The 24335-nt window shown below is 44.0% G+C and carries 22 protein-coding genes and 1 other annotated feature (1 of these 23 cut by a window edge); of the genes, 15 read left to right on the top strand and 7 right to left on the bottom strand.

The window, feature by feature from the left end; genetic code table 11:
- Positions 1-61 (bottom strand) — a binding site (T-box leader) (it extends 182 nt beyond the left edge of the window).
- Positions 62-102: 41 nt separating this feature from the next.
- Both LCY76_RS17700 and LCY76_RS17695 read right to left on the bottom strand, forming a co-directional pair.
- Positions 103-771 (bottom strand): SOS response-associated peptidase, encoded by a 669-nt coding sequence (locus LCY76_RS17700; protein WP_248253712.1) that lies wholly within the window; start codon positions 769-771, stop codon positions 103-105.
- Positions 772-1147: 376 nt separating this feature from the next.
- A complete protein-coding gene (locus tag LCY76_RS17695) occupies positions 1148-2614 on the bottom strand; it encodes an NAD(P)/FAD-dependent oxidoreductase (protein ID WP_248253711.1) in 1467 nt (488 codons plus the stop codon).
- A 315-nt stretch (positions 2615-2929) separates the two neighbouring features.
- On the opposite strand from LCY76_RS17695, the gene LCY76_RS17690 reads away from it, so the two are divergent.
- Genes LCY76_RS17690 through LCY76_RS17680 form a run of 3 tightly spaced genes read left to right on the top strand, consistent with a single transcriptional unit; the run spans position 2930 to position 5133 of the window.
- Complete coding sequence (locus LCY76_RS17690; protein WP_248253710.1) at positions 2930-3889, top strand: ring-cleaving dioxygenase; 960 nt, start codon at positions 2930-2932, stop codon at positions 3887-3889.
- Positions 3886-4500, top strand: coding sequence for an alpha/beta hydrolase (locus LCY76_RS17685; protein ID WP_248253709.1), 615 nt, complete (start codon positions 3886-3888; stop codon positions 4498-4500). The genes LCY76_RS17690 and LCY76_RS17685 overlap by 4 nt, the downstream gene beginning before the upstream one ends.
- 21 nt (positions 4501-4521) lie before the next feature.
- On the top strand, positions 4522-5133 hold the full coding sequence (locus LCY76_RS17680) for a flavin reductase family protein (RefSeq protein ID WP_248253708.1): 612 nt from the start codon (positions 4522-4524) through the stop codon (positions 5131-5133).
- A 224-nt stretch (positions 5134-5357) separates the two neighbouring features.
- Here the strand turns inward: LCY76_RS17680 and LCY76_RS17675 are convergent, their stop codons facing one another.
- Positions 5358-5501, bottom strand: coding sequence for a hypothetical protein (locus tag LCY76_RS17675; protein ID WP_156418869.1), 144 nt, complete (start codon positions 5499-5501; stop codon positions 5358-5360).
- Between the two features lie 145 nt (positions 5502-5646).
- On the opposite strand from LCY76_RS17675, the gene LCY76_RS17670 reads away from it, so the two are divergent.
- The 7 genes from LCY76_RS17670 (at position 5647) to LCY76_RS17640 (ending at position 13843) form a co-directional block, all read left to right on the top strand.
- Positions 5647-6186, top strand: coding sequence for a GNAT family N-acetyltransferase (locus LCY76_RS17670; protein WP_248253707.1), 540 nt, complete (start codon positions 5647-5649; stop codon positions 6184-6186).
- Between the two features lie 93 nt (positions 6187-6279).
- Complete coding sequence (locus LCY76_RS17665) at positions 6280-8307, top strand: penicillin-binding transpeptidase domain-containing protein (RefSeq protein WP_248253706.1); 2028 nt, start codon at positions 6280-6282, stop codon at positions 8305-8307.
- A gap of 83 nt (positions 8308-8390) precedes the next feature.
- On the top strand, positions 8391-9146 hold the full coding sequence (locus tag LCY76_RS17660; protein ID WP_248253705.1) for a DUF4931 domain-containing protein: 756 nt from the start codon (positions 8391-8393) through the stop codon (positions 9144-9146).
- 121 nt (positions 9147-9267) lie between these two features.
- Entirely contained in the window at positions 9268-9510 is a 243-nt protein-coding gene (locus LCY76_RS17655; RefSeq protein ID WP_248253704.1) for a hypothetical protein, read from the top strand.
- A 387-nt stretch (positions 9511-9897) separates the two neighbouring features.
- Positions 9898-11526 (top strand): long-chain fatty acid--CoA ligase, encoded by a 1629-nt coding sequence (locus LCY76_RS17650; protein ID WP_248254714.1) that lies wholly within the window; start codon positions 9898-9900, stop codon positions 11524-11526.
- Positions 11527-11587: 61 nt separating this feature from the next.
- Complete coding sequence (locus LCY76_RS17645) at positions 11588-12955, top strand: sigma-54 interaction domain-containing protein (RefSeq protein WP_248253703.1); 1368 nt, start codon at positions 11588-11590, stop codon at positions 12953-12955.
- A gap of 237 nt (positions 12956-13192) precedes the next feature.
- Positions 13193-13843, top strand: a complete 651-nt coding sequence (locus tag LCY76_RS17640; protein ID WP_248253702.1) for a nuclease-related domain-containing protein — start codon at positions 13193-13195, stop codon at positions 13841-13843.
- 338 nt (positions 13844-14181) lie between these two features.
- Here LCY76_RS17640 and LCY76_RS17635 read toward each other — a convergent pair whose 3' ends face one another.
- Entirely contained in the window at positions 14182-15027 is an 846-nt protein-coding gene (locus LCY76_RS17635; RefSeq protein ID WP_248253701.1) for a hypothetical protein, read from the bottom strand.
- 203 nt (positions 15028-15230) lie between these two features.
- Between LCY76_RS17635 and LCY76_RS17630 the strand changes: the two genes are divergently transcribed.
- From LCY76_RS17630 to LCY76_RS17620, 3 genes are all read left to right on the top strand, one after another.
- A complete protein-coding gene (locus LCY76_RS17630) occupies positions 15231-16085 on the top strand; it encodes an ABC transporter permease family protein (RefSeq protein ID WP_248253700.1) in 855 nt (284 codons plus the stop codon).
- A complete protein-coding gene (locus LCY76_RS17625) occupies positions 16082-17098 on the top strand; it encodes an ABC transporter permease (RefSeq protein ID WP_248253699.1) in 1017 nt (338 codons plus the stop codon). The genes LCY76_RS17630 and LCY76_RS17625 overlap by 4 nt, the downstream gene beginning before the upstream one ends.
- 106 nt (positions 17099-17204) lie before the next feature.
- Positions 17205-17975: a protein-glutamine gamma-glutamyltransferase gene (locus LCY76_RS17620; RefSeq protein ID WP_248253698.1), complete on the top strand. Its 771-nt coding sequence runs from the start codon at positions 17205-17207 to the stop codon at positions 17973-17975.
- Between the two features lie 91 nt (positions 17976-18066).
- Here the strand turns inward: LCY76_RS17620 and LCY76_RS17615 are convergent, their stop codons facing one another.
- Positions 18067-19398 (bottom strand): murein hydrolase activator EnvC family protein, encoded by a 1332-nt coding sequence (locus LCY76_RS17615; RefSeq protein WP_248253697.1) that lies wholly within the window; start codon positions 19396-19398, stop codon positions 18067-18069.
- A 268-nt stretch (positions 19399-19666) separates the two neighbouring features.
- On the opposite strand from LCY76_RS17615, the gene LCY76_RS17610 reads away from it, so the two are divergent.
- Positions 19667-20725 (top strand): M42 family metallopeptidase, encoded by a 1059-nt coding sequence (locus tag LCY76_RS17610; protein WP_248253696.1) that lies wholly within the window; start codon positions 19667-19669, stop codon positions 20723-20725.
- 274 nt (positions 20726-20999) lie between these two features.
- Here LCY76_RS17610 and LCY76_RS17605 read toward each other — a convergent pair whose 3' ends face one another.
- Together LCY76_RS17605 and LCY76_RS17600 are read right to left on the bottom strand one after the other, a co-directional pair.
- Positions 21000-21845 (bottom strand): dimethylarginine dimethylaminohydrolase family protein, encoded by an 846-nt coding sequence (locus tag LCY76_RS17605; RefSeq protein ID WP_248253695.1) that lies wholly within the window; start codon positions 21843-21845, stop codon positions 21000-21002.
- Between the two features lie 107 nt (positions 21846-21952).
- Positions 21953-23569 carry a M20/M25/M40 family metallo-hydrolase gene (locus LCY76_RS17600; RefSeq protein WP_248253694.1) on the bottom strand — a complete coding sequence of 539 codons (1617 nt, stop codon included), beginning with the start codon at positions 23567-23569 and terminating at the stop codon, positions 21953-21955.
- 96 nt (positions 23570-23665) lie between these two features.
- Between LCY76_RS17600 and LCY76_RS17595 the strand changes: the two genes are divergently transcribed.
- Positions 23666-23947: an ABC transporter permease family protein gene (locus LCY76_RS17595; protein WP_248253693.1), complete on the top strand. Its 282-nt coding sequence runs from the start codon at positions 23666-23668 to the stop codon at positions 23945-23947.
- Positions 23948-24335: the final 388 nt, after the last annotated feature.

The raw sequence follows: 24335 nt of genomic DNA, 5'->3' as shown, positions 1-24335 counted from the left end.
CACCAACCGCCAGCTCTCTGAAGTGTACGTGCCATCTACTCTTCTTCTTCATAGCCATGTATCGTTTTCATAATGTTAAATGATGGATATTAATAAATCAAGCTAAAAATTATATAAAGGTACCACGCAGTCCTTCACGTCATTTCTCGGTGAGTTGACAACCGGTGATACTTCAAATGCCTCCATCTGTTCACTATCATATGGAGTGAGGAGAGATTTTAAGTACTCGTTATCCTGAATGGAAGGATCCAGCCAGCTTTCTTCTGCTTCTTTTGTCAGGATGACCGGCATGCGGTCGTGGAGGTCTTTCATCAATGCATTCGGGCGTGTTGTGATATGAGTACAGGACGTAATCACTTCTCCATTTTGTTCCCATTGATCCCAGAGGCCGGCAAAGGCAAAAGGTTTACGGTTTTTCAGCCGGATATGAAACGGCTGCTTTTGTTTGTCTTCTCTTTTCCATTCAAAAAAGCCATCGGCTATCACGAGACAACGCTTATTTTTCAAGGGACCTCTAAATGAAGCCTTCTCATCCACCGTTTCGGCCCGGGCGTTGATCATCTTGTAACCGATCTTGGGATCTTTCGCCCAAAAGGGAATCAGCCCCCAGCGGTGCATTTCCGCTTTTCGTGTCCCTCTATCCGAGGTAATAACAAGCACGTTTTGTGATGGAGCGATGTTAAAGCGCTGAGGCAAGGTTTTGGGAATCGTGATATCAAACTCTTCCTGAATAAAATGCATATCCGCATACAAAGAATATCTGCCACACATACGAAACAGCTCCTTTGAAAGATTCTGCTTCTAGTGTAACGCAAGGCAGCTCACTCGCAAACATATATATAAAGGCTCTTTCCTAAAGGCTGTTTTCGTAACCTTTGTTGCTCTTAGGAGTGGTTGATTTCCGTTTCAGGATGCTCGCTTTCCGCGGGGCATGCGGTGAGCCTCCTCGGCGCACGCGCCTGTGGGTCTCACCTGTCCCGCTTCTCCCTCAGGAGTCTCGCACCTTACACTCCAATCAACTTGTCAATGAAGGCTGTTTACAAAATGACCCAAAAGCAACAATCTTTTAGAAAAGAGCTTTCCTAAAAGACGAAAACAGCCCCATAAAAAAAGGGAACCGTAAAAATAACGGTCCTCCAGTCTGGCATTAACCGATGACAGCCAGTTCCTTTTCTTTTGTGTTCAATTTATCAGCGATGTCACGAGCGATCCAGACTCCGCACGCGCTCGCCTGTGCAAGTCCTCGCGTAATCCCTGCGCCGTCTCCGCCGACATAGAGGCCGGAAATCTCTGATTCAAAACGGTCATTCAGCTTCGGCCGGGCAGAATAGAATTTGGCCTCTACTCCATAAAATAATGTATGTTCTGAAGAAATACCAGGGGTTACTTCATTCAGTGCCTCTGTCATTTCAATCAGGCTTTTCATCGTGTTATAAGGAAGAACTAAACCGAGGTCACCAGGAACCGCCTCTTTCATTGTTGGATTAAGAAAGCCTTCTTTGATCCTTTTTTCAGTGGAACGGCGGCCTTTCTTAATATCTCCGTACTTTTGTACGACCAAGCCTCCAGAGGATAACTGGTTAGCAAGCCTCGATACTTCATGTGCATATTCCGTTGGCTCATCAAATGGATCATCAAATTTATGGGACACAAGCAGAGCAAAGTTGGTATTCGGGCTTCCGAGAGCAGGGTCTTTGTAGGCATGCCCGTTTGCCAGCATGATGCCTGAATGGTTCTCGACCACTACGTGTCCTGACGGATTGCTGCAGAACGTTCGGACTCTTGTGCCGACGGACGTGTTGAACACAAATTTCCCTTCATATAAATGCTCGTTGATTTCCTCCATCACCACGTTTGACGTCTCTACACGGACACCGATGTCCACTTGGTTAGCTGCCATTTTCAGCCGGCGTTTTTTCAGAATCTTGGTGAGCCATGATGAGCCATCGCGGCCTGGAACGATGACGATTTTATCCGCAGAGAGGATCGTTCCGTCTTTTAATTCCACGCCAGTTGCTTTGTGCGTGCCATCCACTTTTTCTGTAACAAGATCCAATACTTCTGCTTTATAGCGCATTTCGATTTTTTCTTTTAAATATTCATAGATGCTGGTCAAAATTGCAAGGTTTTGTTCCGTTCCAAGGTGGCGGACCTGTGCACGGAGAAGCTTCAATTCAGCAGCATACGCGCGCTTCTCAATATCTCTCACTTCATCAGTCAGCGGGTCAGTAATGGTTTCTGTCGCTCCATGTTCAAGGTTAATGCTGTCTACATATTTTATAAGATCAATTACGGTTTCATCCGGCAGGTAATCAGTCATCCATCCGCCAAACTCACTTGTAATATTAAACTTTCCATCAGAGTAGGCTCCTGCTCCTCCAAAGCCATTCGTAATCGAACAGGCTGGAAGGCAGCCGGCAAATTCTTTTCTTCCGGCAGCAGGCGGGCACTTTTGAATTTTCTTTTGCAGAATCGGGCAGTTTCTTGAATAAATATCATGGCCTTTATCGATCAATAAAATGTTGGCTTCCGGCATTTTGCGAGTTAATTCATAGCAAGAGAATATTCCGGCCGGACCAGCTCCAACCACAATGACATCATATTTATTATTCATAAAAAGAACCTCCCATGTTCAAGCTTCTGCGTGTTGTTTCACTCAACCTTAGTAACTATATCAAATTCCGAAAACAAAAACAATAAAATTTACGAACCTTTAATTTAAAATTAATTATAATGTTCGTATTTAGGTCTTGAAAATGGAATAAGTAACCTCTTTATCCGCTTTCAATTTATAAAACCCATAAAGATTGATAACGTGTAAAGCGCTTGACATAAGTAAGTTACGTTTGTTATCATACTTACTATAAGTAAGTTAAAGTGTTTGTTCTTTATTAAAGGGAATAGTAACAGGGTATATATGAAGGGAGATATGATTGTGGAAAAAAGGACAAGTGGAATTCACCACATTACAGCTATTGTTGGGAATCCCCAGGAAAACGTTGATTTTTATGCTGGGGTGCTGGGGCTGCGCCTCGTAAAGAAAACAGTAAACTTTGATGATCCGGGTACGTACCATCTCTATTTTGGAGACGAGGAAGGCTCACCAGGGACGATTATGACTTTCTTTCCTTGGCCTGGCGCATATAGCGGAAGAACAGGAGCGGGACAGGTGGGTGTCACGGCGTTTGTGGTACCTGAAGGAGCATTAACCTTCTGGGAAGAGCGTCTAACTAAATTTAACGTAGCTTTTGAAAAAACAGAGCGCTTTGGCGAGCAGTATTTAGCCTTTGATGACCCCCACGGTCTTCATCTTGAATTGGTAAGCCGCAGTGAAGGGAAAAACAGTACATGGTCATTTGGCGGGGTATCTGCCGAGGTTGCCATCAAAGGATTTGGCGGTGCGGTATTGTTGTCAGGTGCTCCTCAAAAAACGATGAGATTGCTGACTGATGTCATGGGCTTGGAAAAAACAGGAGAAGACGGTAATTTCATCAGGTTTAGAGCTGCATCCGATCTGGGAAATATCATCGACATTAAAACGTCAGCCGTTGGAAGAGGAACGATGGGTGCCGGTACTGTTCATCATATCGCCTGGCGGGCTTCCGATTATGTGGACCATGAAAACTGGAGATCACATGTTCAGCAGAGCGGTTTTGAAGTAACACCAGTTATTGACCGTCAATATTTTAATGCGATCTATTTCCGCGAATCAGGTGGTATTCTTTTTGAAATCGCGACTGATCCGCCTGGATTTGCACGTGATGAGCCGAAAGACATTATGGGTAAAAATCTTCTTCTTCCTCCGTGGCTTGAGCCAGAGCGGGAAAAGATTGAATCTGTGCTTATGCCGGCAGAAGTCCGGGTTTTGAAGGAGGATGAAGTAAAATGAGGCATTTATTTAAAAAAGGAAGAAACGAAAAGGCACCAGTATTGCTTCTGCTCCATGGAACAGGTGGTACGGAAGAGGATTTACTGCCGCTCGCCTCAATGATCTCACCGGAATCTTCTATATTAACTGTCAGAGGAAACGTCACTGAAAATGGAATGCCTCGCTTCTTTAGAAGGTTGGCTGAAGGGGTCTTCGATGAAGAAGACTTGAAATTCCGCACGAAAGAGCTGCATGACTTTTTAGATCATGCGGCCGATGAATATGAGTTTGACCGGCAGAATATCGTAGCGGTCGGCTATTCGAACGGTGCGAATATCGCCGGAAGCCTTTTATTTCACTATAAAGGAGAATTGCGCGGCGCAATCCTTCATCATCCCATGGTGCCATTAAGAGGAATCACACTGCCAAATCTCGAGAATGCAGCAATATTTATAGGCGCCGGTAAAAATGATCCGATCTGCCCTCCACAGGAGACGGAAGAACTGGAAAGCCTCCTGCAAGGAGCAGGAGCGAATGTGGAAACGTACTGGGGAGATTACGGCCATCAGCTCACACAGCCTGAGGCAGAGGCTGCACGGGACTGGTTTCAAAAGTATTACTCTAAAAGCTAATCGAGAGAGAGGGGATTCTGCATGAAATCGATCGACCCAAAAAGTTTGTCCGCTAAAGAAAACTATAAGTTTCTTACAGGAAGTATCATTCCGAGGCCGGTCGCTTTTGTTACGACCACAACAAAAGAGGGTATTTTGAATGCGGCACCTTTCAGTTATTTTAATATAGTCAGTTCAACTCCTCCGCTCATTTCTGTTTCTGTTCAGAGAGCGGACGGCCAGCCGAAAGATACGGCAAGGAATGCAATGGAGGCTGGTGAATTTGTTGTTCATATCTCGGATGAAAGCTATGTAGAAGCCATCAATCAGACAGCAGCAAGCCTTCCGCCGGATAAGAGTGAGGTCGAACTGGCCGGACTTACCCCCATTAAGAGCACTAAAGTAGCTGTTCCAGGCTTAAAAGAAGCAAGCATCCGCTTGGAGTGTGTCCTGGAGCAGTCCATTCCGCTTGGCGGAAGTGAAGAAAATCCGGCATGTGATCTGCTCATCGGGGAAATCGTCCACTATCATATCAGAGAAGATTTGTACGAAGAAGGACGCGTTGATGCTGCAGGATTAAAGCCTATCAGCCGGCTGGCGGGCAATGATTACTCAAAACTTGGGGAGAAGTTCACGATTGAACGCCCAAAGTAATAAATACTGAATAAAAGACCTTCATCTCACATAAGGAGATAAAGGTCTTTATTTTCATTGAAAAAGCTTATTCATGAATTCCATCCAGATACTCATCTCAAACTGATGCTTGAAAGAAACCCACAAGTTTTTTTCACTTACCGTGAGGATGGAGGCAGCTGTTTGCTTCTCATCCGCTCTTCCATCCCATCCACTTCAGAGGGCTCCAACGTTGTTAATCAAACTTATTTGAGAAAGATACAAAGAATCATAAGAACCGTAGGCACTCCATAGATCAGTGACTGCTGCATCGTCATTTCCTTATCAAACCGTTCTTTCCACGTTTTATAATTTGCACGTCTCTCTACATACCAGTTACCACTGTTCATCAGACGGACACCTCTTTACTTGAAATTTATTAGTTTGTGTTTTCCCGTTTTATTAGAAGGATTAACCTGTTCATCCCAAAAAGTCATACTTTCATTGAGTGTATGGTAGCATGATAGAAAAGAGCAATCACGGGGAGGAAATGGAATGGAATTGGTTCAGACTCTCGTCACCGATCGGCTGATCCTGCGAATGTTTGATGAAGAAAAAGATGCTGAAAACTATGCACGGGTGCTTGGGCAGGATGAGGTAGGAAGGTATTTGCCCAAACGGGGGGCTTATTCACCTGAAGAAGCGATGCGAATGATGGCTTTTTTTATTAAAGGCTGGGAGGACCGTGGATTTGGAACGTTTGCCGTTCAGATGAAAGATGGGGAACTGATCGGCCATTGCGGATTGAATTACGTAAAAGATTTGGATGAAGTCGAACTTTTATATGCTTTCAGCAGGGAAAGCTGGGGCCAAGGATTTGCGGCCGAGGCAGCGGCAGCCTGTGTAAAAGCTGTGTTTGAAAGACTGCATCTCGACCGATTAATTGGGCTTGCAATGCCTGCAAACCAAGGTTCAGGAAAGGTTCTGAAAAAAGTTGGGATGGCCAGGGAAAAGGATATAAGCCTATGGAATATGGAGCTTCAGTATTTTAGCATGACAGCAGAAGATTATTGGAGTTCAAAAAAAGATTTATAAAACGAAAGCTGAAGTGAGGGGTTATTGCTTCGGTTATTTTTTTAAATGGATTAAAATAGAAACAGAAAGTGAAGTAGCCAGGAGGGAATATCATTGAAACATAGGTTAGGTATATTTTTCATAGCGCTGATGCTCATGGTGATCGCCGGCTGTTCGGACGGTCCTAAACCGGAGCCGAGATTAAAAGATTACATGAAAAACTGGCAGTCTATGAAGTTTGATAAGATGTACAGTATGCTGTCAGACAAAAGCAAAAAAGAGATTACAAAGGATGAGTTTGTGAAGAAATACTCAGCGATTTATGGCGGGATTAAAGCACAAGACGTTTCGATCAAACCTGTTATCCCGAAAGAAGAGCCTGAGCCGGACAAGAACGGAAACATCACATATACATACACCGTAAAAATGGATACGCTCGCTGGCCCTGTTCAGTACAAGAATAAAATAAAAATGAAAGCGCAGGAAAAGAAAGACAAGAAAGACTGGTACATTGATTGGGATTATTCACAGATCTTCCCGGGCATGGCAAAGGGAGATAAAGTGAGGGTTCAAACAAACAAAGCGAAGCGGGGAGAAATCCTTGACCGCAATGGAAATGGACTCGCTGTTAATGGAGTGGCTTCCCAGGTAGGGATTGTCCCTCAAAATCTACCAGCAAATAAAGACGCAAGCAAGGAACAGCTCGCAAAAGTGCTTGGTATTGATAAGAAGACCATTGATAACGCTCTGAATGCTTCATGGGTGCAGCCTGGATTCTTTGTACCGATTAAGACTATTGCTGAGGAAGACCCCCGTCTTAAAAAAGTCGCGAAAATCAAGGGAGTGAGCACTCAGTCCATCGAGACGAGAGTGTATCCGTATAAAGAAGCGGCATCCCATCTAACAGGATTTGTGCAGCCTATTAAAGCAGAAGAGCTTGAAAAATTAAAATCTGAAGGCTACGAATCTACCGATGTGATCGGAAGAAGAGGCCTTGAGAAATTTTATGAAAAGCAGCTCCGCGGGAAAAACGGCGGATTGATCAGGATCGTTGATTCTGGTGAAAACGAAAAACGAACGGTTGCCAAGAAAGAAGCGGTGGATGGAAAATCAGTAACACTGAACATTGATATGTATCTGCAAAGCGACCTCTACAATCAGATGAAAAAGGATGTCGGAACAGCTTCGGCCATCAATCCTGTAACAGGAGAGGTTCTTGCCCTTGTGAACAGCCCGGGTTTCGATCCGAATGATTTTGTACTGGGGATCTCGGGTTCACAATACCAGAAGCTTGAAAAAGATCCGAAGAAACCGATGTTAAACCGTTTTGCTTACACGTATGCCCCTGGATCCACGTTTAAGCCGATTACGGCATCCATCGGTCTGGAGACCAATAAGCTGAATCCAAACAAGGAAGTCGCCATCTCCGGGAAAAAGTGGCAGAAGAAAGGCTGGGATAAGAAATTTGTAACCCGGGTTTCTGCGGTGCCATCTGTTAATCTGGAGAAAGCCCTCATGTATTCCGATAACATTTACTTTGCCCAAACAGCACTGGCCATCGGAAAAGAAGACATGGTGAAAGGCGCAGAAAAGTTTGGTTTTAATGAAGACATGCCGTTTGATCTAGATTTCGAAAATTCTTCACTGAAGAAGGAAGACATTGATTCAGAAGGTATGCTTGCTGATACCGGATATGGGCAGGGAAGAGTGGAAATGAACATCCTGCACCTCGGGCTTTCCTATACTCCTTTTATCAATAACGGGAATTTAATCGCACCGCAGCTGGTGAAAGCAGATAATTCGAAAGCTAAAGTGTGGAAGAAAAACGTCATTTCCCCGGAAACGGCTACAAGAATCAGAAGTGATCTGGTAAAAGTCGTTGGGGATAAGAGAGGAACAGGATACAAGCCGCCACTTAAAAATATCGTACTTGCCGGGAAGACAGGAACGGCAGAGCTGAAGTCCAAAATTGGCGAGAAAGGCCAGGAAAATGGTTATTTCGTTGCGTTTAACCAGGAACAGCCAAGTCTTCTCGTCTCCATGATGATTGAAAATGTACAGGACAAGGGCGGCAGCCATTATGTTGTTCCGAAAGTGAAAAATGCATTTAAAGAATACATGAAAGAAAAGCCTCTTCGTTAAGAAGAGGTTTTTCCTGCCCGAGAGTAGAAAGATAAATAGGATTGTTTTCCTGCTTTCATAACACTGAATAAAGGGTGATCTCCATGCAAACACATCTTCTTTTTAATATGAACATTGGCACACAGAAACCAGAGAGCATACGGAACACAGAAACAAAGTGCCCTTTTTGTGAAAGGGAAAGCCTGACAGACATTATCGAAGAAAAAGGAGAAATCATCTGGCTCAAGAATAAGTATCCGGTGCTTGCCAACGCGTTCCAAACGGTTCTGATTGAAACAAAAAAGTGTTACTCCGAGCTGTCTCAGTATTCAAAAGAACATCTATATGAACTCTTTGAATTTGGCCTTTCTGCATGGGAAAAGACCATACAAAGCGGAGAATACCAATCCGTGATCTTCTTTAAGAACCATGGACCGTATTCTGGCGGAACACTCCGCCACCCGCATATGCAAATTATAGGATTTAAAGAAGCAGATTATCATCAGAATATCCATCCGTCACAGTTTGAAGGAATCCTCATTGAACAACAGCCCGGCATCGAATTCAACATTTCAACAAAGCCGAAAATGGGATTCTATGAACTGAACATTCTGCTAGAAGACCGGAGCAAAGTAAAAGAGCTCGCTGATTATATTCAGCTCTCCACCCATTTCTTGCTGAACGGGTTCAGTAAATCCTGCAACAGCTATAATCTCTTCTTTTACCAGTGGGAAGAAAAAATAATTGCCAAAGTCGTTCCGCGATTCGCCGCCTCCCCGTTGTATGTCGGGTATTCCTTTCCGCAGGTGGCAAGCAACATCGACGCTGTTGCTGAAAAGATCAAACAAATGTATCTATAGTTTGAAAAGCGCTCTGTATGTTCGAGCGCTTTTTTGTTTTTTACTGAAACGTTTTTTGCTCGGATACGACTTATTTAATAGAACAACCTAAAGGGATAATTAATGTGAGGAGGCGACCCATTTGAAGATCTTTGTGTCCATCCTGCTGACGGTCCTTCTGGCTGGCGCCGTTCAGCCGATTCATGAGAGCCAGGCCGCACCAAGTGACATGATCCCTAAAAAGAGTAAGCTGTCGGTTCCCAATCATAAAAACGGGCTGCTGCCCCTGCCTGATAAAAAATCCAAAAAGAAATGGATGAAACCAGCTCCTGCTCCTGTTAAGCCCATCCCGATTCCAAGACCGATGCCGTATTTAAAAAAATAGGCTGTTATCGCAACCTTTGCTGCTATTGAAAGTGGTCGATCTCCGTTTCAGGATGCTCGCTTTCCGCGGGGCGTGCGCTGAGCCACGCTTCCCCCGCAGGAGTCTCGCACCTTACACTTCAATCAATTTGTCAGTGAAGATTCTAAACAAAAATGTTTCCTAAGCAACGATCTTTTAGTAAAGAGCCAAAAAATAAAGCGAAGACCAAAAGGCGAGAACATGCTTTTTGGTTTTTTTATAGGAAATTAATCCCGACGCAACCTTTTCCCCAAAAGAAACAAGGGATTTTTGCATGAATGGGGAAGTAGTAAACTAGGTACAAATGAGGACTGAAGCAGCAGATTCAACAGGATAAAATCTTTATTTATCTAAGGGAGGAATTTGATGATGATGAACGTGCCATTAAGAGTAACAGCCATGATGGAGCATGCAGAAGCGTTTTTTCCAAAAAAGACAGTAATCAGCCGGACCGCATCCGGCATCAGAACGTTTACGTACCGTGAGATCGCCAACCGGACAAGAAGACTGAGCAGTGCACTCAAAAAGATTGGCGTTCAAAAGGGAGATAAGGTAGGGACGCTCGCCTGGAACCATCACCGCCATTTGGAAGCTTACTTTGCTATACCCGGTGCAGAGGCCGTTCTTCATACGATCAATATTCGCTTGTCTCCCGCTCATATCGCGTATATCATCAATCATGCAGATGATAAGGTTCTTCTTATTGATCAGGACATCCTGCCGCTGATTGAAAAATTAAAAGATGAGATCACAGGGGTTAAGGCGTTTGTCTTGATGACTGATGAACCTGAACTGCCGGATTCAACGCTTGAACCGCTGTATCATTATGAAAAAATCCTGGAAGAAGGAGATCCTTCTTTCAACTTTAATCCGGATATCGATGAAAATGAACCAGCGGGCATGTGTTATACGTCAGCCACGACTGGTAATCCAAAGGGTGTGGTCTATACGCACCGCGGAATCGTGCTTCACAGCATGGCGCTCGGACTGGCAGATGGAGGCAGTGTATCAGAGTCGGATATCTGCATGCCTGTTGTTCCGATGTTTCATGTGAATGCCTGGGGCCTTCCGTTTGCCGCCGTTTGGTTCGGAACGACACAGGTGCTTCCTGGGCCGCAGTTTACACCGAAGCTGCTCGCGGAATTGATCGAACGGGAGAAAGTTACGATCACTGCTGGAGTTCCGACCATCTGGCTTGGCCTATTGAAAGAGCTGGAGGAAGGAAACTATGATACAGGAAGCCTGCGTTATATTTTATGCGGTGGTTCAGCTGCTCCTAAAGGAATGATCAAAGCCTTTGAGACGAGGCACAACATCCCGTTTGCTCATGCATACGGTATGACAGAAACGAGCCCGCTTGTTATTTTTTCAAGAATTAAAAGCTATCAGGAAGACTTGGATTATGAAGAAAAGCTGAACATTCGGGCCAAGCAGGGCTACCTCGTTCCCGGTGTGGAAATGAAGGTAAAAGGTGCAGCAGGTGACGTGAAGTGGGATGGAAACGAGATGGGCGAGCTGCTTTTAAGGGGCAACTGGATCGCCGATGAATATTACGGTGATGAAAACAGTACGGCGTTTGAAGACGGATGGCTTCATACAGGTGATGTTGTGACTGTCGATGAGGAAGGAACGGTAAAAATCGTCGACCGTACGAAAGATCTAATAAAGAGCGGTGGCGAATGGATCTCTTCTGTTGATCTTGAAAACGCTCTCATCGCTCATGATGATATATACGAAGCGGCAGTGGTTGCTATACCAGATCCGCAGTGGCAGGAAAGACCGGTTGCCTGTGTCGTATTAAAGGGCGGAGCAAAAGGCAAAGTGACAAAGGAAGACATCAAAGAATACCTAAAACCGCAATTTGCAAAATGGTGGATCCCGGACGATGTGCTGTTTTTGGATGAAATACCAAAAACGTCTGTCGGCAAATTTTTAAAAAGAGCGTTGAGGGACCAGGTGAAAGACCATTATGCCGGGGCTCAAACATTGGAAAAGTAAAGGAGAGAGCCGCCTTGCTTCAAAGAGGGCGGCTTCTTTCATAAATAATGAGGTGGCAAGATTGTTAATTACAGAAAACCAATTTAAGGACGAGCTCCTCGAGACGGTCCTTGATAATGCGTTCCATTGTGTCGTTGTCGTGGATGCGAGTGGAGTCATCACGTATATCAATAAAGCTTATTGTGATTTTATAAAAGTAAATCAAACTGAATCGATCGGGAAGCATGTCACCGATGTAATAGAAAATACACGGATGCATATCGTTGCCAAAACCGGAAAAGAAGAGATAGCCGATCTTCAGTATATCGAGGGAAATTACATGATCGCAGACCGCATTCCAATCTTCCGGAACGGAGAGTCTGTGGGGGCAGTTGGAACGGTCACCTATCGTGATACCGAAGAATGGCGTACGATGAATTCCCACATTAAAAATCTCTTAACGGAGCTGGAATATTACCGAAACGTGCAGGAGGAGAATACCGGAGCCAAGTATTCTCTGCATGATATTGTGGGAAAATCCACACAGATCATGGTTATGAAAGACCGAATCAAAAAGGTCGCGACAAGCGAGGTTGCCGTGCTCATACGCGGGGAGAGCGGGACCGGTAAAGAACTTTTCGCACACAGCATCCACCAGCTCAGCGAGAGGAGCAATAAGCCGTTCATCAAAGTCAACTGCGGGGCCATCCCTGAGCAGCTGCTCGAATCCGAATTGTTCGGGTACGAGGAAGGAGCTTTTACCGGAGCAAAAAAGGGCGGAAAGCTAGGGAAGTTCCAGCTGGCAGACGGTGGAACGCTTTTACTGGATGAGATCGGGGATATGCCGATGCACATGCAGGTCAAGCTGCTTCGTGTTCTTCAGGAAAAAGAAGTAGAATCAGTAGGCAGTGTCAAACCGGTAAAAGTCGATGTCCGTGTTCTCGCTGCTACAAATAAGCCCTTAGAGAAGATGGTAGAAGAGCAGCGGTTTCGTGAAGATCTGTTTTACCGGATCAACGTCATCCAGATTAATATTCCTTCGCTGCGCGAGCGGCCGGAAGACATCGAGCAGCTGTCACAGCATTTTCTCCAAAAAATCAATAAGCGGACAGGCAGAAGAATTCTCGGGATGCATGAGGACGTCACCCGCCGTTTCACCAAGCATAACTGGCCGGGAAATGCCCGAGAACTTGAAAATGTGATGGAAGCTGCCGTTCACATGTGCCAGGGAGAGTGGATCACACAGGACGCCCTTCCCGATTATTTAAAAGAAGATACGGTCATGGCACTGGGAGCGAAAAGCCTGAAGGAAATACTCGAGGATACTGAAAAAAGAGTGCTGCAAGCGGCATTACGGGAGCATCATGGCGACAAACTTCAGGCCGCGAAAAGCCTCGGAATCGGGAAAACCAGTTTGTATGACAAGCTGAAGAAGTATGGGGTGGAGTAGAGAAGTTTTTGAGTAGCTCCTGGGTTTGTGTTGGGTCGTGATCTAGTTGATATAATCTGAATTTGGCGGGTAAAAGTCTTGTTTTGGCGGGTATTTTATGATTTTGGCAGGTAAAGGGAGCATTTCAGCGGGTAAATCACCCATTTTGGCGGGTAATCTGAATTTCAATTTTTGCCGATGGAGATTTAGCTCGCTAAATCTCCGCCGTGTATAATTTTTATAAAGGAAGTGACATTTTTGATCATTAAAGAACGGAAAATGCCGCTTATTATTCGAAAATTAAACGCTTTACTTAGACGGCTTCCGCAGCATCATCCTCAGAGAAAGGATATTGAGGCGAGTTTTGCTAAATATATGGCCGGTTACAGAGGAGAAGAGTCTATTGATTACGTATTAGGTTTTCTGCCGGAGGAGGAATACTACATTCTTCATGATGTAAGGCTGTCAGACGGAGTTCGTTATTTTCAAATCGACACTCTTATAGTCTCATTGAAATTCATTTTGTTATTAGAGATAAAAAACATCTCTGGAACTCTTGTTTTTGACCAAACGTTTAATCAATTAATACGAATCACCGACGAAAAAGAGGAGGCGTTCCCTGATCCTATCCTGCAAATACAGAGACATGAACAGCAGTTCAGAGCCTGGCTACATCAACATCAACATCACCTTCACCTTCACCAAATCCCCCTCGAAAGCCTCGTTATCATCAGCAGTCCCTACACCTTAATTAAAAATTCTAGAGATAATCAAGCAGAACACCTTGAGATGGTCATTCACAGTGGTAAATTGTCCAAAAAAGTAAATGATTTTGAAACGTTATATCATAATCCGATCCTAACAGACAATAGACAAGTTGATAAAAAAGCTGCTACGACAAATGAGTAAAAAGCACACGCCTTTAGGCATTGATTTACTGCAGCGGTTTGATAACTGATGAACTGTTAAAAGGGGTTCACTGCCCCGACTGTGGTTATTTACCGATGAAGAGAATGCAGGCAAAGTGGATATGCCCGAAATGCCTGGCTACATCAAAAGATGCTCACCTTTTGGCATTGGTTGACGATGAATTACTCCTGGGCAGTGCAATTAATAACCGCCAATTTAGACAATTCCTCCTGATCTCTTCCTCTTCAATAGCACACAAGATGTTATGTTCCATGAATCTTCCAGTGTCAGGATCTTTTAAAGATAAAATTTATTTTTTACATCCATCTGAATAACCCCTATTCCCCCCACTCAACCTCACTTATTTTCCAGGAAGACCATGGAGATAACCGTGCCACAGTAATGTACAGCTGGGCTTTTTCTGCCCCCACATTCTTCCGAAAAATCACCGTTTTAACGGGAATAATGGTCTTGACGGCCAGATGCTTGCGTGATTCCTTTCCGCGGATGTCGTAATGAATGGCTGATATGCTGCGCGCTGACTTCAGCAGTTCTTTTCGCACTTTACCTTTCTCAGGCAAGACAGGCTTCATCAAATCTGGATCGTTTTCTTTTAGCGCCAGCAGGTACATTTCTACCACTTGATGGGGGTTCGCATGATGGGCATAATCATCAAGCTTGCCGCCTGCTTTTAAGATCATCATTTTATGAGAGGGGTCAGCGTTCCGCGTCTTGTGGGTGGTGCTGCCGGCAAAGTGAATGCAGAAATGCCCGGGGAATCCATTTTGCAGGGCACCGTGTCCATGGGGCATCCCATGCATGGAGGCGGCCAGCATTTTACCTTTTACGGGAATCAAAATCGCTCTTCTTCGCCAGCTCCATTTTCCGTTATAAAGATGCTTCAAGACGGCTGTATCCTTGTAGGTTAAGGGCTGAACGTCCGCATGTTTGTTTCCTGCCCGGCGTTGGACAGAAAAATAAAAGCCGGTCTCCAGATCAATGACCTTGAATTTTTTTCCTTTTGGAAGGAGCTTGTCTACTTTTGACCATCGGACAATTTTTCCTTTTTCGGGTACGGGATAAACTGTGAACGGAAACTCACTGGTAGCTCCCGAATGGATGGGCAGTATCATCATAAAAATCATAAAAGCAAGCAAGGCAATGCTGTATTTTTTTCTTATCATACTATTCTCTCCTTGAAATTATCATCTTTTTTAATATGTCAAGAAATGTTAAAAATAAACGAGATCTAAGCGAATAGACAATAAGTTGTGGGAAATTTACTTTTTTAAGGGATGACCGACAAAATAAATGCTTATTTATGTTAAGATTGTAACAATTATGAAATATTAAATGTCTATTTATTAAAAGAAAAAGGAGGGATAGAATGGCGATTGTAAGAAAAATGCTGATTCAATTTATGCTGACGGTTGTTTCCATCATCTTAATCAGTGGATTGCCGGTTCTATTCTTAACAAAGAGCCTGCCTTTATATTGGGGAAAAGTAAAAGAAGTGGGTACGTCTTTGCTTCATCCAGGACATTTGGAATACATACGATACAAACATTCACGGCCATTATTCCCGGATTTTGTGGATCCTTATTTTTATTCATTAATCATACTGCTTACTTCGTTTATTCTGGCATTTTTTCTTGCCCAGCTTCTGGCATGGCTGACGATGATATTGCCCGAACAGATCAGAGCTGCTATTAAAAATCTGCTGACATTTCTAGAGTCTCTTCCCGATCTGCTCGTATTTGCCCTCGTTCAGATATTTATCGTGTTCTTCTATAAGCAGACGAATATTCTTTTATCAGATGTTGCTTCTGTCGGGGAACAGCGGATTTATGTCATTCCCATCATGTGTATGACCATTTTGCCGCTAATTTATTTTTATAAGATGATGGTTCTGCTGTCAGAGGAAGAAAGCAGGAAACCCTATTTTGAATTCAGCCGGGCAAAAGGGCTAAGGAAAATCTATGTCTTATTGTTTCATGTGACGAGAAATACTCACGAAACGCTTTTTCATTTTTCCAAAACGGTTCTTTGGTTTATGATCTCAAATCTGCTGCTTGTGGAATGGATCTTTAACATCAATGGGATCACGTATTACCTCTATTCGGATTTCAGGCCGGAAATCATGGCAGTAGTCTTAATTTTTATTGCATTCCCGTTTTTTGTTTTCTTCGCATTCCTTGAATTCTTGTTGTCGATCCGTATACGGCAGGAGGTGGGGGCATGATCAGAAGCGTAAAGTTTTGGATCGGCTGTTTTGTACTGGCTGCCCTTGTCGGTTCAAGCCTTGTCCATCAGTTTGTCTTTGACAGCAACATTAAAAAAGTAGTTGTATTGTACAACGAAAAAGACGAGGCAGTTAAAGCTGCACCGCTGCCAGCCTCCCTTGAAATGCCTTTTGGAACGGACAGGCAGGGTTATGATATGTTCGCAAAAGTAGTGCAGGGTGCCAAATACACGATTCCCTTTGCCATATTAATCGCCTTGCTGCGCGTGGTGATCGCCTTTTTTATCGCCATTCCGTATGCTTTTTATTTTCCGCTCTGGGCAAGAAAAGGTCTGGAGAAACTGTTAAGCTCCTTTTATTACGTCCCTTTGACCATCCTTGCTATTTTTTTGCTGCAGCCTGTGCTGACGGAGCAGCTTTCCGGAGACAAAGAATACTTCACCTATAGTTTTTTTATGAGAATTTTCCTTGAGGTCAGCATTCTTACGCTTCTCGTCGTGCCCCTGGTCAGTGTGATGATCGGAAATATGATAACCGCTCAGCTAAAAGAAGAATTTATCCAAAGTTCACAGGTGCTTGGAGCGGGAAAGCTGAGAATCTTCATGAAGCATGTTGTACCTCACCTGCTGCCAAAATTATTCATTGTCGTTACACAGCAATGCGTTTCAGCACTGATTATTTTTGCGCATTTAGGTTACTTTCAGCTGTTTATCGGGGGAACGGATGTCTGTTATGCGCCGTTCTGTGATATCCCTCCGCAATCCATATCCAATGAATGGTCAGGGCTGATCGGTGAGTATTATCAGAACATATTCGCTCATCCACTGATCGCACTTGGCCCTGTTATCATGTTCGGAATTGCGATTTATTCCTTTAATCTCGTGACGGAAGGATTGCAGACGCACTTTGAATCAGGAAGGCAGAGGGAAAAAGCAGACAGAGAGGAAGAGAAAGAGGACAAAATCGTGACCGGATCTACAAACTTTAAATTTATTAATCAAGAAGGGGCATAGCGCCTCTTTTTTGTTTTTCGGGCTTATCGCACTGGGCCAAGTAATCACCTTTCTCCATGTGTCCCCATATCTTGTATATTATCCTGTGTGAACAGGGGGGCTAAAGTTGATCTATGTAAAAGGAACGCAATTGAATTCAATAGAAGAAATACCGGGGAGAGGACAATTTTCAGAGGCCCAGCGCGGAACTGCCCTCAAACTGCTGAACAGCAGAGAGTCCTTTTTTTATGATAATCCCCGCCAGCTCCAGTTTGAGATTACCTATCGTGCCAACATTGTATCATCAGCTTATGCACTAAAAGACAGCGGAGCAAGGTTTGCGACGTTCACAACAGCGAAAGCTAACCGTAACTTCTGGATCCTGACCGCGTACGGCGGATTTCTCTTAAGGCCCGATGTCACACCGGCGGATGCCATTACGGATATCTTCGTCCAGGGGAGAAAATACGGATTCGAGTGTACGACTGCCATGATGATTATTCTCTATAAGGCGCTGTTGGAAACGATCGGGCCATCGACGTTTAACCAGCTGTTCAAAGGTCTTTTGTTATGGAGCACAGAGCATGATGAGGATCTTCAGCTAACGTCAGTCTACCAGGGAGATTCGCTGCCGGGAGATATCCGCTATATCCAAAATCCTGAGTTTCATCCGGCAACACCGCAGTGGCAGGGTGAGAATCTCGTTGATTTAGGAAATGGGATGTTTTTTGGCCACGGTATAGGAGCAGGAATGCTAGGAGAGTTTATTGATGTACTCAATCAGAGAAGAAGGCCCGGAGCGACGACATCTGCTTTTCTCACAAGACAGATCATCCGGCCGAACTTCAGAAGGATGGCAGAATATACAGGTCATCCGCTGCGCCGTTTACTCGTGTGAAAAGTCCGCCCGGCAGCAAAAACCGGGTGGGCTTTTCCGTACACAAAAAAAGAACTGGCAGAATTTTTTCAGCCAGTTCTTTTTCATCGTTTTATTGAATGTAAGGAAGCGGGTTAACCGCATTGGTTTTGTTTACGTTCCACGGACCTTTGTGAAGCTCAAAGTGAAGATGCTGGCCAGTAGAATGTCCTGTACTGCCCATATGTCCAAGAGTTTGGCCCTGGGATACGGTTTGTCCTGTGCTCACTGCACGGTCTCTCATATGTGCGTAAACTGTTGTATAAAGCTGTCCATCGATGTAATGAGACAGGAATACAACATTACCATACGTAGACGACGTATATGAGCGTGCTACTGTACCGGATGCAGAAGCATGAATCGGAACATAGCCAGCCTTGGCAATATCAATCCCGGCATGAAACTTGTTCCATCTTGAACCGAGCTGAGAAGTTACATAGCCAGCTGACGGGAAGATGAAAGATCTTGCCGCACTCGGTGCTTCATAAGAAGGCTCAGGTGCTGGTGCAGGAGCAGGTGCCGGCGCCGGTGAAGAATGGCGGGAAGGCTGCTTCGCTTTTTCCCTTGCTGCACGTTCAGCTGCTTCTTTTTGCTGTGCTGCACGTTTTGCTGCGGCCGCTTTTTCTGCTGCTTCACGGCGGGCGCGTTCAGCTGCTTCTTTTTTTGCTCTGGCAATCTCTGCTTTAATCGCTTTCTCTTGATCAGCAAGAAGTGCGTCTTTTTCTACCAGCTTGCCAATGTCATCATGAAGATGCTGCTCTTCACTTCTGAGGCTTTTCATGATTTTGTTTTTCTTGGCTTTATTGTCTTTTAATTGGCTGTTAAGAGAATTCAAATCTGATAGTTTGCTGTTTAAAGAGGCAAGCTGGGATTCAACCTGCTGCTTCTTTTTTTCGACATCTTCTTTGTCGCGTTTATGTTCTTCAAGAATTGTCTTATCTTGTTCGGCAATGATATTCAGGCTGATCATACGGTCAAGAAAATCACCGAATCCTTGGGAACCGAGAAGAACGTCAAGATATTTTACGGCACCGCCATTTTCATACATGTTACGGACACGATTTTTTAATAGGGCGTCGCGTTCTTCGATTCGTTTTTCCAGGACAGCAATTTCATTTTGAAGCTGTTCAATGTTTGCTTTTGTTTCAGCGATTTCATTTTTCTTTGTCTGAATATCGCCAGTTGTTTTTTTCAAAGAAGCTTCAAGCTTGTCCAGCTCTTTAAGAAGCTGGTCCTGTTCACCCTGAACCTCTTTGACTTGTTTGTTTTTCTTTGATTTTTCAATGTGGTTTTCAGCTTGCTTTTGTTGAATGTCTTTTAATGTTTCAGCGGATGCTGTTGTATATGTAAATCCGGATAGTCCAATGGTTAATGATAAAGTCGCTGTTAAAATCTTACTTTTCAACTATAAGTCCCCCTCAATGTGCAAATGTTACCAATCTATAAATCACAAAAGTAATTATATCACTTAAAAACCGGTTATTTTCGTGAAATAATATTACAGTTATATTTCAAAATGTTACAAAATACGAGTCGAAGTGACATTAAGTTATTTTTTTACTTTAAAAGGAATTTTTATGGGAATAAAATAGACTGTGTGGTATATTTAATAAAAAAGTCTTACTATTAAAAAAGCTGATGAATGATAGAAATAAAAGAGGAGTGAATCAGCAATGGATCAACTGCTGACGATGCTGAAAGATTTAACAGATGCACCCGGTGTGCCCGGGAATGAGAGAGCTGCCAGAAAAGTGATGGAAAACTACATATCTCCCTATGCTGACCGAATAGCCCATGATCATCTTGGAAGCCTGATCGCAAAGAAGAAGGGGAATTCGGATGGGCCGCGTATTATGATCGCAGGCCATTTGGATGAGGTCGGATTTATGGTCACCAATATTACAGAGAAAGGTTTTCTTCGAGTGGAGGCCCTTGGCTTCTGGTGGATGCAAAATATGATGGCTCACCGTGTAAAAGTCATTACGAGAAAGAAAGAGCTAACGGGAATCCTCGGCTTTAAGTTTCCGGATGTCCGCAACTTAAAGAAAACGGTAGAAATAAAGGATATGTTTGTGGACATTGGAGCGGAGAGCAGACAGCAAGCGGAAGCGTTTGGTGTAAGGCCTGGAGACTCTGTTGTTCCTGACACTGAATTTTCTGTTTTGGAAAACCCTAAATATTTAGCAGCGAAGGCTTGGGACAACCGGATTGGATGTGCTGCAGCTATTGAAGTCATGAAAGCCTTGCATAATCAGGAACACAGCAATACCGTTTATGGCGTAGGGACCATTCAGGAGGAAGTTGGCTCCCGCGGAGCAAAAACCTCTGCAGCAGCCATCTCGCCTGATGTGATGTTTGCTGTGGATGTAACGGTTGCTGATGATGTACCTGGAGACAGGGGATTTGTAAAAAACGGAAAAGGTCCTGCTATTATTTTAAAAGACAACTATCATATTCCGCATAAAGGATTAAGAGACTTTGTGATTCAAGTGGCGGAGGAGGAAGGCATTCCTTATCAGCTGGCTACTCTTGAAGATGGAGGAACGGATGCAGGAGAAGCTCAATTTGATGGCAAGGGCGTTCCCGCTTTATCCATCACCGTTCCTACCCGGTACATCCACAGCCACAACAGCATCCTGCACCGAGATGATTTTGAAAATACGGTTAAGCTGGTCACCGCCTGTGTGGCAAGAATGGATAACGATTGGCTCGAACGTCTGCACGCTGAATAAGAAAGCAACAAAGGGGCTGTCCAGAAAGTCGAAAATTGACCTTCAGGCAGCCCCTTTTTGGCTTGAAAAATCTTCAATGAAAAGTTAATTGAAGTGGAAGATGCGAGACTCCTCGAAAATGAACTTCACATTTTCTTCGTGCGATATAACGCTGCCGAAGCTTTCCTTGTCCTGCGGGACTAGCGTGACAGGTGAGACTCCCGCCAGTGCTTGCACCAAGAGGCTCACCGCACGCCCCGCGGAAAGCGAGCAGCCTGGAACGGAAATCAACAGCTTACAGACTTCTTGGACAGCCCCTTTTACGGTCCAGTGGAAGAGTGCAGCATCGAAAGGCACCGCCGGATTTTATGATTTCAGATATATCAACCTCGATCACTTCATAACCGTTTTCTCTTAATTTTGCGTTAATCTCCTTGTTGACGGGCAGAGCAAGAACCGTTTTATTGCCAATCGAAAGAATATTTGTGCCAAGCGTGAACTGCTCTTCTTTATTAATCTCGATCGTTTTATATCTTGAAGTTAGTAGTTTGAGTTCTTCTTCATGAAAAGCGGGCGGATAAATGATCGCTTCCTCAGGTGAAAGAATGTTGAATACACAATCCAGATGCAAGTATTTTTCGTTGAAGGGCACCGGAATAACATTGTAATCAGACTCATGCTGCATCAGGCTTTCTATCGCCGCCCTGCTCGTCCTGTGGCTGACGCCTACAAAGACCGTCTTGCGGTCCAGCAGGACATCACCGCCTTCAATGCTGTCGTTCTTTAAGTCTTTAATGGTGATATGTTCTTCATTCATCCATTCTTTTAATACTTTTTCTTCTCCCTGTCTGATCTCCCGTCCCATCTCAGAGATGTAGAGGGTGTGGCCGATCGTGAATCCGATATCGCGGGTAAACACCTGCTCCGGATATTTTTCAAGAGGAGGAAGCTGGTGGACTTTAATCCCTCTGTCCTCCAATGCTTTGGAAAACTGCTTATGCTGCTGCATGGCTACTTCAGTGTCTATGTTTTCATCTGCGTAATATTTTTGAGTTTCGTTGATGACTTCCCGGATTTTCATGAATTTAGGCTGACAAAGAATTACGTCTTTTAATGCTTCATACTCACTATAGCAGGCCATATTTTCTCCTCGTTTTCATAAATTCTTTTACATGGCTCGTTAAAGCTGAAAATGACTCCATCTGCTATTCTTGCCATGAACAGGATAAAACATGCCATTAAACCTTACTATTCATTTGTCAACAGCTTGGAAATGGTATAGGAAATCAAGTCCTGTGTTTGAACGAACGAGTTCACATGAAGCCGTTCTGTCCATTTGTGCGCATCACGTCCCAGCGGACCGAGATTCATAACCGGCATTGTCATTGCTGCCATCTCATCGATCGGCAGCTTGTACCGCTCGCCGAATACCGGCATGTTTTCAAGCAATGGTTTTAGTTCGTTCTTTTCAAATGGTAAGCCGATGTAGCTTAGATCAGAAAGCCCGGCAAAATAATTCTGTTTTCTTAGAGTGATCTGATGCTTTTCTTTCGCAAACTGAATGACTTCACGGGAGGTTTGCTGAATGAGTGCATCATCCTTGGAACAGACAGCCGGATAAAAAGGCGGAGCATAAAACAAAACCATCATCGGCGCGTATTGCTTGCATAAGCTTGCCAGGTCATTCACCAGCATGGTCGTAACATCGCGGTCATCCAGATGAGGATGGTTGGATAGGATATAATTTTCACGCCTTGTGATTTCATCCTGCCCGTGCAGTTTGACCGCACGCTGATACAGTTCTTGAAAAGTGAAAACGGATATGGAGGTTTCTTTTACATCAAAAGGGACAAGTTTCGAATATTGCAGGGAACGCTCATATAAAAAGGATTCTATCTGCTTTGCTGCTTTCTTGGCGAGTGTTAACAGCTGCGTGTTGATATCCCCCAATGATCTTTCCATCATAAGCAGATTGAACATGGTCACGGCAACATGCGGAATCTGGACAGAATAATGATCTTTTAAATCTTTTTGAACGAGGTTGGTTGGAGGAGGAATCGCTTCATCGTCCATCGTTTCACAAAAGTCCATATTCAACTCAAGCATTCTTGTAATTTCTGAGGCCATGAGATTTCCGTTTAAACCGCCAAAAGGCTCGCCAACATGTGTTTCGCGGCCATAACAAAGAAATCCGGGCAAGATTTTGCCTACCGTCCCTGTATAAAGATAGTGGTTCTGGTCACCGGGATAACGGGTAAAAGCAGGTTCCCCGTTCAAACAGGCTTTGTACGTAATGCTGTACTGATTCTTCAGCTGCTCTAATACCGGTACAGCAGCAAGCATTCCCGCAGAATTAACTTCTTCATCGGGTACAGATACCATGAGGATGTTTCCTGGGAATTTACCGTGTGCTGCTTGCTCGACCATAGACATATGGAGGGCAACACCGGCTTTCATATCCATGGTTCCCCGTCCGAACAGCCAATCTTCTTCCTCTATTTCTTCTTTTAAACCATCAGGCAGTGTATCAGCTTGGTAAAACTGTTCTGTTAATTCAAAAGGCCGAAAAGCTAAATGCTTCCAATCACCGAAATCTTCCACATTGACGACATCGAAATGGCTAAGAAGGATGATGGTATCCTCGTGTGAGCCGTTCTGTACAAAAGCGGTTAATAGTTTTCGACCATCAGGCATAGGCTGAAGCTGCAAATGATCAGGTTTTTCTTTGAAATAATCGAGAGACCCCAGCGTGTAATAGAGATGTTCGGCCATCGCAATCTCTGCCGGCTGCTGAGATATACTCGGAATTTCCACAAGCTCTTTTACAAGGGCTGTCAACCCTTCTTTGTTTTTCCATCTAAACATACGATCTCCTCATTTCCCTTCATTTTCTTTTCTATTATCCTACCACAAACTTTTAAAATCTTAAGGAAGTTTGAAGGTTCAAGGGAAGGATTGACATTGGGGAAATCTGTTAATAATGAACGACCCGCAAAACTCGCGACTGATGAAAAATACAATGTATTTACAGAGGTTAAAGTCTACACCCATGATGCCGGTGAAGTAGAAGCCGTATCTAAAAAGATTGAGAAGCTGGCCTACAGTACCTATTCCGCACAAAACGAATTAAAGGAAATTAACATCGTTTTCCTGATTATAAAGATCGGATTGATTACAGTTGGAACGGTAGCCGTATTGATTGCCTCGATTGGCATCTTCAACGATGACAATGGCAGTCACTGAAAGGGCCTAAGACATTGGCATCATGAAAGCCATCGGAGCCCATCCGGCAGTCATCAAAAAGATTTTCTTGATGGAGAGCCGCTTTATCGGATTACTGGGTGCTTTTTTTTTTTGAACGTTAATTGCCTATCTTTTTAGTTATGGTGTCAATATGTTTCTTCCTGTTCTGATCCATCAATTTTTTCATGAAAAACCGTCTGAGAACTTTTATTCCCGTAACGCTTCCGCTGATCTGCATCGCTATCTGTTTTGGCGTAACCCTGATACCCGGTTTGCGGCCAGCAGTAAGAGCCACCCAGGTGGACGTTCTGAAGGCGCTGCGAAGGGATATTTAATTCCAATAAACCGTCTTTCTAATAGAGGTGGTTTTTTTCTTACAAAGTTAACT

The sequence above is a fragment of the Fictibacillus marinisediminis genome (assembly GCF_023149135.1).
Classification (GTDB): Bacteria; Bacillota; Bacilli; order Bacillales; family Fictibacillaceae; genus Fictibacillus_C; species Fictibacillus_C marinisediminis.
The sequence above is the reverse complement of the archived record's forward strand: the minus strand, read 5'-3'. Positions and strand labels throughout refer to the sequence as shown.